A 10501-nucleotide genomic window follows, 5' to 3' on the forward strand; every position below is an offset into this window, starting at 1 on the left:
TGGCCTTGCCCACCCAATCGGCCAGAACGGCGCGGTGCAGATCAAGACCTGCCCGCGCCAGGATCTGGCTCTGTCTATATAGCGGCAGGTGATCTGCATATTTGCTGACCAGCACCTGGGCAAGGGTCGCCTCGGTCGGCAGCCCGCCCGTGATCAGGCGGGAGGGTGCCGGGGCCTGAGTGACGCCGTCGGTGCAGGACCGGCAGGCATATTTCGGGCGCACGGTGACGATGACGCGCAGCTGCGCAGGCACGATATCCAGCCGCTCCGTGCGGTCTTCGCCGATCCTGTGGCGTCGCCAGTGTCGCGCCATTGGTCCGAGCGACACTGGCGACGCCGCAGCCGCAGGGGCAGATCAGGCTGGCGGGCTCGATGACCTCCTCGATGCGCGGCAGTGCAGCCGGCAGGTTGCCGATGGTGCGCTTCGGCGCAGGCTTGGTCGTCCCGTCGCCCGCTTTGGCGGCCCGCTTTTCCTTCGCCGCCTCGACCTCGGCCAGCGCGAAGGACAGGTCCTCGAAGCTCAGTTGCCGCTCATCCTCAGACAGCTTTTCCGACCGCTTGCCATGCAGTGCATGGTTCAACTCGGCGATCAGATGATCCTGGCGTCTGGTGATATCCTTGAGGGCCGCCACCTCTTCCAGCCACGCCTGAACCGCCGCGCGCTGCGCGTCGGGAATGATGGGAAGGTCGAGGACAGAGGCTACGGGCATGCCCTGATTTTACCAAGGATCTCCGGCAAAAACATGAAAAATCAAGCGGCTGATTCATTCTGCCGCAGCAGGCGGGCGGGTTTCCAGAGCCTTGACCTTGCGCCAGTCGAGCCCGGCAAACAGCGCCTCGAACGGGGCATGGTTCAGCGCCATGATCCCGTCCCTGATGGCGGGCCAGGCAAAGCGCGCATCCTCCAGCCGCTTGCAGGCCATCACCAAACCCGTGCCGTCCCAGTGAAGCAGTTTCAGCCTGTCAGCCCGGCGCGAGCGGAACACGAACACCGTGCCAGTGAACGGATCCTTGCGCAGCACCGACGACACCAGTGCAGCCAGGCCATCATGCCCCTTGCGGAAGTCGACCGGCTTCGTCGCGACCATGATCCGCACCCGGTTCGAGGGGAACATCATGGGCTGGCAGCCAAGGCGCGCACGACCGACGCAATCCGCTCTGCCGAGGCTCCGGTTTCCAGACGGATCGCCACCGCGCCTGCGACGATCTCCGGCCGGGCCACGGCACCAACATCGGTCCGCGGCGCATCTTCAGCGGGGCCGAGCAACAGCGCCGCGAACTCCACTGGATCTTCAGGAGCAGGCAGCACCAGCCGCCCTTTCCGCGCCAGCGTCCGCCAAGAGGAGATATGGCTCGCCGGCACCCCGTGCCGCCGCGCAACGGTGTTCACGGTCACGCCCGGCATCAGCGTCTCCGCCACGATCCGCGCCTTCACCTCATCCGGCTACTTCCGGTTCCGACGGCCGCGGCCGCCAGCCGGGAGAAGCTCCAATGCAGACTCCATGGAGAAACTCCGTCCCAACAATAAGCACAGTCCAATGAACCGATCAGCATGCCGCGCGGAAGGTGGGGGGCAGAGAACGCTTACGGATCAGTTTTCGGGCGTTAGTTCGATCACATGGTGTGCTGCGCGCTCCACGGCTTCTCTGGAATAGACCAAGGGAGCATAGTCTCCGGCCGCCCAAAGGGGCGCAAGATCACGGTAATGGGCGCTCATTGGATCACCGGACTGGCCAGGCGTGTTGATGAACCTGCTTTGGTCCCAATTGCCGACATCCAAGACCATCCGGAACGACGCGCCCGAGGTGACCTCAAACGCATCGTTGTAGCTTGCGGCACGGGGGCTGAAGGCAGAGCCTCCCATGGACAGCGGTCCGACATTCAGCTGGCTTCTCAATCCATCCGGGGCAAGTGCAGCGACTGAACTGGTGAAGATGCCTTTGTGCAGATCACCCCAGCGCCACTGCGCAATATCCGGTCCGAGATGCTGTTTTGTTTCCGCCACGGCACCGCTCAGGGCTTGAGACAAGATCTCGTCGCGCATTGCGTCAGGCTCTGCGCCCAGGCGGTCATCGGGCTGTTCCAGAAGATCGACCACCGACGTGATGGCACCACGCCCCAGCAGCGTCGACAGATCCTCACCCAGAAGACGTGGACCCGCGACTTTGACGAGATGCTTGCTGAGCATCACTTCGGCCACCGCCGCGGCCGCGCTATCGGCAGAGGTGACCCCGTCCCAGTTCTGGATGAGGGCCAAAGCTTGGCTTTCGGTAGGTGATGCGGTTTCAGGCAGGCTCAGTCCTTGCAGCAGGGCCACCATCCGGCGCTGCATCATGCTGTGATCGTCGTTCTGCAGCGCCATGGAGCCTGCCAGCGTCATCTGGTCGTCTTCCGACAGAACCTGGGCAATGCGGTCATAGCGGGAAGGATCAGACCACTCGAACCCGAGCTTGTAGTCCTCATATGGATAATCCTCCGGCAGGTTCATTTGATTGGCTGTCGCGAACCATCCCTTTTCGGGATTGTAGGAGGAAGGCAGTTTGTCGCGCTCGAGAAACTCCCATTCGTAACGTCCATCACCGGGAACGGGCAGAAGGCCGTCCCAGTTCTCGCGCAGTGGTGAGATCGCACCGACGATCCACCCGATGTTGCCTTCCGTGTCGGCATAGACCTGGTTTTCGGACGGCGTCGAGAACCGTTCCATCGCGCTGGAGAACTCGTCCCAGTTCTGTGCGCCCATGTAGTCCACCGAACCGAAATAGGCAGAGGTGCCGGGCTCGAACCAGACGCTGCGAAAGGCGAAGGCGCGATTGTTCTCGGCGTCGACCTTGATGACGGGACCATGTCGGGTGAACCTCATTTCGACATCCACCGGCCCGCCATCGCGGACGTTGACCGAATCCGAAACGATCTCCATATCGATCCATTCACCTTGGTAGCGATACTGGTCCGGGTTGTCCGGATTGAGGTCGTAGACGTAGATGTCTTCCTGATCGACGGCAAAGATCGTCAGGCCGAACCCGATCTTGCCATTATGGCCGATAGAGACGCCGGGCAGAGCCGGCTCACCGGCGCCGATGACCGACATGCCGGGCGAGTTCAGATGCACGACATACCGCAGCGATGGCACCCCATGAGCGCGGTGTGGATCGTTGGCCAGGATGGGCCGTCCGGTCGCCGTGCGGGACGGAGCAATCGTCCAATTGTTCGAGCCGATTTCCTGAACATTGGCCGCCGTGGTGCGGAGGAAAGTCGCCGGATCCAGCCGGGTTTCCTGATCGCCCGAGCTATCGTTGTTTTCGTGGCTTTCCGGAGCCGCTGGATCAGGGTCAGCCGGTGTCAGCGTGTCTTTTGCGGGTCCATCATCCGCGCCCGTCCCGGAATCCGCGGACGGAGCGGGTCCGGCTTGCGAGGCTGCGTCCGGTATCGCGAACGTCACGTTTTGAGTGGCGAGCGTATAATCTGCCAACAGGTCTTCGGGGATAGTGCAGGGATCCAGACCCTCGGGAACGGAGGGAGTCCAATCCGGCTCCAGCTTCTGGCGCAACCGGTCGGCGTCGATACCTTCTTCGCAGGCAATCAGAGACCGGGACACTTCCGAGCTGGCATTGCGGGTCAGACCGTGACTGCGGATCCGGACGACATCCTCCGACGACCACAATGCTGGCGTGGAGCCCGTCAGGTCGAACTCGATCGGCGTGGGCAACTCACCATCAAGAACCTTTTGAACGTATGCATTGACGCCCCCCACGAAGGCCTCGGCACTCGATCGGCCGTTGGGCCCGTAGGCTGCCCACTCCGCCTCCATGTCGCCGCGATACAAGAATAGCCGGGCCGCTCGATCCTGCTCGACGAAGCTCTTGCCGAAACTCTCGGAAAGCTGTCCCAAACCCCGCTTTCGCCAAAGGTCGATCTGCCACAACCGGTCACGCGCGGCATTGTAGCCTTGCAGGAACATCGCGTCGCGGTCGGTGCCTGCATAGATATGGGGGACTCCCCATTGATCGATGATGATCTCCGCGGGCTGTTCCAGCCCCGCCACGTTGCGCGTCTCCTGTGTGACGGCCGATGCAAATTCGGCGTGAGCCGGAGCCAAGACGAGCGTTGAGACCGTGGCTGACAGAACAAAAAGAGCTGCTCTCTTCGACATCTGCATTCCTCCCTTTTCCCGACACAAGTCTGCACCAATTCGCGGCACACGCGAAGCAGTAAATTGCACGTCATGCAAAAAATCGACCCGGCGTCTCGCCGGCTTTGCGATTGTTCCGATCGTGTTCAGGAACCGAAGCCTACCTTGATGGTCCGATCGAACCAGAAGAATGCGGTGCCATCCAAGGGTAAGCGTGCCGATAGCGCTGCTCAAATTCTTCGATTTCGCTATTGTATTCCAATGTCTCAGACAATTCGTCCATTCCCAGCAGAAGCCGTCGCCGGATGTTGTCATCGATGTCGAAAGGAAAACCCTGTTCCTGCCCCCAGGAGATGGTCTGCGCTCGCAGATCGGCGGCCACCGTCCCCCCCGGATTCTCCGACAGAAACGCTGTAAGCGCCTGGTGATCTGCATCACCGCAGGTAACGGTCAACAAGCCGTTCCGTAGTGCATTGTTGCGGAAGATGTCGGCAAAGCTTTTGGCGACGACGCAGCGGATGCCATGGTCGACCAGAGCGTAGACCGCCGCCTCGCGCGACGAGCCGCAGCCGAAATTCGCACCGGCGATCAGCAGCACCGGCCGCGCTGATAGATAGTTCAGAGCCATATCTGGGCGCTTGCTTCCGTCCGCATCGTGGCGCAGGTCGAACAGCAGTTGTTGCCCGTATCCCTCGGTTCGGCTTCGCTTCATGAAGCGCGCGGGGATCAGTTGATCGGTATCGATGTTGTCCATCGGCAGCGCCACGCCGGGTCCGGTTTCCGTGACGAAGGGTTTCATGAACGCGCCTCCTGCATGGCCAGGTGTTCCGTCATGTCCGCCAGCGTCAGATCACGCACATCCGCGATATGGCCCATGACCGCTGCCGCCGCGACCATCGCGGGACTCATCAGGTGCGTGCGGGCGCCTGGCCCTTGACGACCGCGGAAGTTGCGGTTCGATGTCGATGCGCAATGTTCCCCCGGGGCCACCTGATCGCCGTTCATCCCAACGCAGAGCGAGCAGCCCGAGGAGCCCCATTCGGCACCCGCCGTGCGGAAGACGTCCGCGATGCCGGTGACCTCGGCATGCGCCGCAATCGCCTCCGAACCCGGCGAAACAAGCAGCGGCACGCGCACATGTCGTCCCTTCAAGACTGCCGCCGCCGCAAGAAGGTCGGACCAACGCCCATTGGTGCATGATCCGATGAACGCGCGCTGCACCTTGATCTGAGCGATGGGCATCCCCGCACGAAGCCCCATGTAGTCCAACGCGTCCTGCTGTCCGTGTGGAACGGACCCGGTGATCGGCGCTACATGTTCAGGACTGGTGCCCCAGGTCACCATCGGGGCTACCTGCTCAGCTTCTATGTCCAAGACATGATCATAGGTTGCGCCGGGGTCCGACCGCAGGCTGCGCCAATAATCCACCGCTGCTGTCCAGTCTCGCCCCGACGGCGCCATCGGCCGTCCGGCGATCCAGGCGAAGGTCACCTCGTCGGGCGGCACGATGCCCGAGCGCGCGCCCATCTCGATGGTCATGTTGCAAAGGGTCATCCGCCCTTCCATGGACAGGGCCGAAATCGCGTCCCCGCCGTATTCCACGGCATGCCCCGTGGCGCCGCCCGTCCCGATTTGTCCGATGATGTGCAGGGCAAGGTCCTTCGCGGTCACGGCAGTGGGCAGTTGGCCGTTCACGTTGATCCGCATCATGCGCGGCGGCGTCTGCCACAGGGCCTGCGTCGCCAGCACATGCGCCACCTCGGACGCGCCGATCCCAAAGGCAAACGCGCCGAAAGCACCATGCGTGGCGGTGTGACTGTCGCCGCAGACGATGATGGTCCCCGGTAATGTCAGCCCCTGTTCCGGCATCGCCACGTGGACGATCCCGCGACGCGAGTCGCCAAGGCCAAAGCTCGTCACGCCGTGCTGCGTCGTATTGCGGGCCAGGCGATCGATCATGGTCACCGTGGCATCGGTCGCCCTCTCGGGTCGGCTGGGAGCGTAGTGGTCGGCCACCCCGAAGGTCAGTTCGGGATGGCGGATGGTCCGTCCGGACGCCGCGATCTTGTCGAAGGCGTGGTGCGACCCCTCGTGCAGCAGGTGGCGGTCCACGAACAGCAGGTCGGCACCCTGTGCCGAGGTGATCCGGTGGGTGTCCCAGATCTTCTGGACGAGGGTGCGCGGGGAATTCATTCCGAAGCTGCCTTCTTTTGCGCAACGCGAGCGCGACCGCGACGGGCCCCAAGCTGCGACAGGATGACCGAGCCGGCCAACAGGGCCAGCAGGAACAAGGTGATGGGCCGGCCCAGCAGGAACGACAGCTCTCCGCCCGAAATCTGCCAACTGCGCACCAGTTCACCCTCGGCCATCGGACCGACAAGCAGGCCGACCACGACGGCGGTTACGGGATAGCCATAGCGGCGCATGACCCAGCCCAGGGCCCCGGCGCCCGCGACAGTCATCGGACCCACGACCGAACCTGTGATGGCATAGGCCCCCATCATCGAGATGGCGATGACATAGGGGATCAGATAGCGCAGCGGGGCCTTGACGATGGAGCTGGCGAAGAAGACGAAGCCGATGCCGATGACCAGCAACAGGATGGCCTGCACCATGTTGCCCAGGATGATCGCATAGACGACGTCGGTGCTCTCCGAGATGAAGCGCGGCCCGCCCGTGACATTGTGCATGGCAAACGCGCCCAGCAGGATCGCCGTGCCTGCGCCACCCGGCAGGCCCAAGGCCAGAAGCGTCACCATCCCGCCGCCTTCCGAGGACGAATTTGCGGCCTCGGACGCGATCACCCCATCCGGGTTGCCGCGTCCGAAGCTCTCTGGATCGTCCGAGGCCCGCTTTGCCGTGGCATAGGAGGCCAGGTTGGCGACACTGGCGCCCACGCCCGGAATGATCCCGATGACCGTGCCCAGGGCCGAACCTCGAAGGACGGCAGGCCAGCGCAGGAACGTGTCCTTGACGCCTTGAAGGATCGGCCGCATCCCCAACTTGCGGAGGCGCTTGTCCGTGACGATGTAATCTCGCCCCGCCATGTTGATCAACTCTGATGCAGCGAACAGGCCGATCAGGGCCGGGATCGCGGGGATTCCGTCCAACAGATACATGCTGCCGAATGTGCCGCGCATCAACCCGGTATCCGAATAACCGACGGTCGAGATGAGGATCCCCAAGATGCCAGCTGCAAGACCCTTGGCAAAACTGGAGTCATTCAGGACGGCAATCAACAGCAAGCCCCAGATCGCGATCACCAGCATCTCGGTCGGGCCCAGCTTCAGCACCCAGCCTGCCACGGGGCCGACAATGAGCAGCAGGACGACATATCCAAAAAAGGTGCCGATCACCGACGCGGCCAGGCCGACCCCCAGTGCTTCGCCATGACGACCCTGCTGCGCCATCGGATAGCCGTCGAATGCCGTGGCCACCGCGCTGGAAGTGCCCGGGATGTTCATCAGGATGGCGGGGATCGCGCCTCCGAAGCCGCCTCCGGTAAAGATCGCCGAGAGGAACAGGATCGCAGGCAGGAAGTCCATGTAGAGCGTTGCGGGCAGAAACACGGCCATGGCGATCGAAATCGAAAGCCCGGGGATCGCGCCGAAGATCAGGCCGATCACAATACCCGGCGGCACGACCAGCCAGGCCATGATGTCACCCCCCAGCAACTGCAGGGCGCCGGAAAAGGCTGCGAGGTCAAGCACGGCGACCCCCTTTCATCAAAGAAATGACAGTGGCAACCTGACCATCAGCAGGTCGTGAAAGACCCAGATCATCAGCGCGGTGCCGACCACGGCATTCACGGTGATCAACCAGATCCGTCGCTCTCCTTGGATCAGCAGCGCAAAAGCAAGGAATATGAGGGTGCCTGCATCGAAGCCCAGGAATGGCAGGGCAAGCGCATAGGCCCCGATCAGCATCAGCAGAGCAACGGGTTTCGCGGTGGAACCAGCGAGGAACTTGACCCCGCGCCGGGACTGATCGACCAGGTTCCTGCCATCGACGATCACTGCCCAGAGCAAAGCGGCGACGCCGATGACCGCGGCGGGAATGATGAGCAGCCAGTCGCCGGCATTCCGCGCGGCGCCGAGGATCGTCCATGCGTAGCCCGCCATGGCAGCCGCCGCAACCAAAGCAAAGACTACGGCTCCGACACGCGGCGGAGTCCCATAGGCCAGTTCGACGCTCTTGACGACTGGCGTTTCTACGACCTTCGAGTCTCCCTGGTTGCCTGCGGGGTTACTATTCGACGACGTCGGCATATGTGCTCAGAGCATCGAAAGCTTCGTCGATCATCTGTTGGCTGTCTTCGGGTCCGATCCAGTCGTATCCAAGCCCTGACGCCTCTGCTGCCTCTGCATATTCGGGACTTTCGACGACTTGCTGGTAGGCAGCCAGCAGGGTCTCGTAGCGATCGGGGTGTTCCTCCGCGAAAGCCGTCGGGATCATAAGGCCGGTGACATTGCCCCCGATGATCGGCTGCGGCTCTGCCCCCATCTCGGCCAAGGCGTCATTCATCAGCGGTGCGCCCAGATCGTCAGGGTCCGATCCGTTGACCACAGCCAGCACGCGCAGGCTGTCCATCACGCTGCTTGCGCCCTCTGCGGCCAGAATCTCGAAATCGACCTGGTTGCCCGCAAGCGCCGCTCGAAGCGGAGAACCACCGTCATAGGTCACGAAGCGGACGTTTTCATGGGGAATGTCGAGCGCATCCATGATCACCAGCGTCTGCAGGTGCCCGCCATTCGCGTAAATGATCCCCGAGGAGACCTCGCCCGGCTCCTTCATCGCCTCCGTCAGCTCAGCAAAGCTCTGATACGGGCTGTCTTCGTGGACGGCCACGATGCCATAATCGTTCCATTGCGCATTCAGCAGACGGAAATCCTCCCACTGCACCGGTGCGCCGCCCATCAGGATCGCGTTCGCCAGATAGGGAGTCGCCTGCATCAGCAGCAATGTGTTGCCGTCCGGCTCCGCCCGCGACACATACGTGGCGCCCAACCCGCCCGCGCCTCCAGGCCTGTTCTCGACCACGACCGGCTGCCCCAGTGCCTTGGACAGTGGATCAGCTAGCGTGCGGGCCATGCGGTCCGCGCTGCCACCCGCGTCGAAGGGCACGACGATCGTGATCGGTCCATCTGGCCAATCCGCAGCCTGCGCGGGTTGCGCCAACGCACCCAACGCCGTCGCGAAGCCTGCAGCCAGCATCGTGGTGGCAATGAACCTGCGTCGTGAGACGCCTGTCAGATTGTGCATGTCATCCTCCCGTGGAACTCCCATCGATCGGGCCCCTGCCGGCTGATCGACGACCCCAAAGCAACATGGTCCTATTGTCATGTCAATATAACATTTCAGCTTTTATCACGCCGTGTCGCGGGCTATCAATGGCCACGGGACGACAGAGGAATGGGAAAATGGCTAAGGACGACGGGCACTCTGTGAACCAGACCTCTGTTTTGCCCAAACATCATCAGGTCTATCTTGTGCTGCGCCAGCAGATCTCTGACGGCGTCTGGAGTCCAGAAGAGCCCATGCCTGCAGAGGTTCATTTGGCGGACATGTTCGGCGTGTCGCGGATCACGATCCGCAAGGCGATGGAGCGGTTGACGTCCGAAGGCAGCGTGCAACGCAGCCGGGGTCGGGGAACATTTGCAAGAATAGGGGCGACTGGATCACCCGTCGGAGCTTCGTTGTCAGGGAATTTCGAAAACCTCATGGCGCTTGGCATTCGAACGCATGTGTCGGTCATCGACCTGCGTTTCGTGAACGCGCCGCCCGAGATCGCCGCGCCGATGGAGATCGAGCCCGGCACGCGTGTTCAACGCGCCGTGCGGCTGCGCAGCCTTGAAGGCCGGCCGTTCAGTCATCTGACGACCTGGCTGCCGGCAGATATCGGTGAATCCATCACGCAGGAGGATCTCGAACGCACATCGCTGCTGCGCTTGATCGAAGGCACGGGGCATCGCGTTCACAGCGCGCGGCAAACAATCTCGGCCCGGCTCGCGGCTCCGGATGTGGCCCGGCTGCTCCAGGTGGAACCTGGAGAGGCGCTGCTTGCGATCCGGCGCACGGTCTTGGACGTTTCCGGACGCCCAGTGGAACGGATCCACGGTCTTTATCGCCCCGACACGTATGAACACGAAATGAGCTTCGACCGCAGTGCGGACGAAGCCAGCAAAGTCTGGAATACTTGATTTGGAGGGTACTCGCCGATGAGCGGATTGAAACGACTTCTTGGCGCGGATAGCTTTGTTGCGCAAAGAGCTTGAAGGCCGGACTTCCCCTTTCCCCGGGCGGACTTATCCCACGAGCTCTGTGACAGGTATGCCGAGCGCCGTGTAGCCGTTAAGCACGGCGGCGCGAATT

Annotated in this window: 9 protein-coding genes and 1 pseudogene; 1 reads left to right on the forward strand and 9 read right to left on the reverse strand. The window is 62.6% G+C overall.

The genetic code is table 11. From position 1 onward, the window contains the following. The 9 genes and pseudogenes from OC159_RS18860 to OC159_RS18900 form a co-directional block, all read right to left on the reverse strand. A pseudogene (locus OC159_RS18860) lies at positions 1-605 on the reverse strand (IS66 family transposase); the annotation flags it as partial. Between the two features lie 159 nt (positions 606-764). Then, positions 765-1118 (reverse strand): IS66 family insertion sequence element accessory protein TnpB, encoded by a 354-nt coding sequence (gene tnpB / locus OC159_RS18865; RefSeq protein ID WP_265502761.1) that lies wholly within the window; start codon positions 1116-1118, stop codon positions 765-767. Further along, positions 1115-1435 carry a transposase gene (locus tag OC159_RS18870; protein WP_265502763.1) on the reverse strand — a complete coding sequence of 107 codons (321 nt, stop codon included), beginning with the start codon at positions 1433-1435 and terminating at the stop codon, positions 1115-1117. The genes tnpB and OC159_RS18870 overlap by 4 nt, the downstream gene beginning before the upstream one ends. Before the next feature lie 156 nt (positions 1436-1591). Continuing rightward, entirely contained in the window at positions 1592-4156 is a 2565-nt protein-coding gene (locus OC159_RS18875) for a penicillin acylase family protein (RefSeq protein WP_265502765.1), read from the reverse strand. A 133-nt stretch (positions 4157-4289) separates the two neighbouring features. Beyond that, positions 4290-4928 carry a 3-isopropylmalate dehydratase small subunit gene (gene leuD, locus OC159_RS18880; protein ID WP_322626751.1) on the reverse strand — a complete coding sequence of 213 codons (639 nt, stop codon included), beginning with the start codon at positions 4926-4928 and terminating at the stop codon, positions 4290-4292. Then, positions 4925-6322: a 3-isopropylmalate dehydratase large subunit gene (leuC, locus tag OC159_RS18885; RefSeq protein WP_265502766.1), complete on the reverse strand. Its 1398-nt coding sequence runs from the start codon at positions 6320-6322 to the stop codon at positions 4925-4927. Before leuC ends, leuD begins: the two co-directional genes overlap by 4 nt. Continuing rightward, complete coding sequence (locus tag OC159_RS18890) at positions 6319-7839, reverse strand: tripartite tricarboxylate transporter permease (protein WP_265502768.1); 1521 nt, start codon at positions 7837-7839, stop codon at positions 6319-6321. Before OC159_RS18890 ends, leuC begins: the two co-directional genes overlap by 4 nt. A 15-nt stretch (positions 7840-7854) precedes the next feature. Next, a complete protein-coding gene (locus tag OC159_RS18895; protein WP_265502770.1) occupies positions 7855-8397 on the reverse strand; it encodes a tripartite tricarboxylate transporter TctB family protein in 543 nt (180 codons plus the stop codon). Then, positions 8378-9391 (reverse strand): Bug family tripartite tricarboxylate transporter substrate binding protein, encoded by a 1014-nt coding sequence (locus OC159_RS18900; protein ID WP_265502772.1) that lies wholly within the window; start codon positions 9389-9391, stop codon positions 8378-8380. Before OC159_RS18900 ends, OC159_RS18895 begins: the two co-directional genes overlap by 20 nt. Before the next feature lie 158 nt (positions 9392-9549). Between OC159_RS18900 and OC159_RS18905 the strand changes: the two genes are divergently transcribed. Then, positions 9550-10329 (forward strand): GntR family transcriptional regulator, encoded by a 780-nt coding sequence (locus OC159_RS18905; protein ID WP_265502773.1) that lies wholly within the window; start codon positions 9550-9552, stop codon positions 10327-10329. Positions 10330-10501 lie beyond the last annotated feature (172 nt).

Source organism: Paracoccus beibuensis, assembly GCF_026162625.1.
GTDB classification, from domain to species: Bacteria; Pseudomonadota; Alphaproteobacteria; order Rhodobacterales; family Rhodobacteraceae; genus Paracoccus; species Paracoccus beibuensis.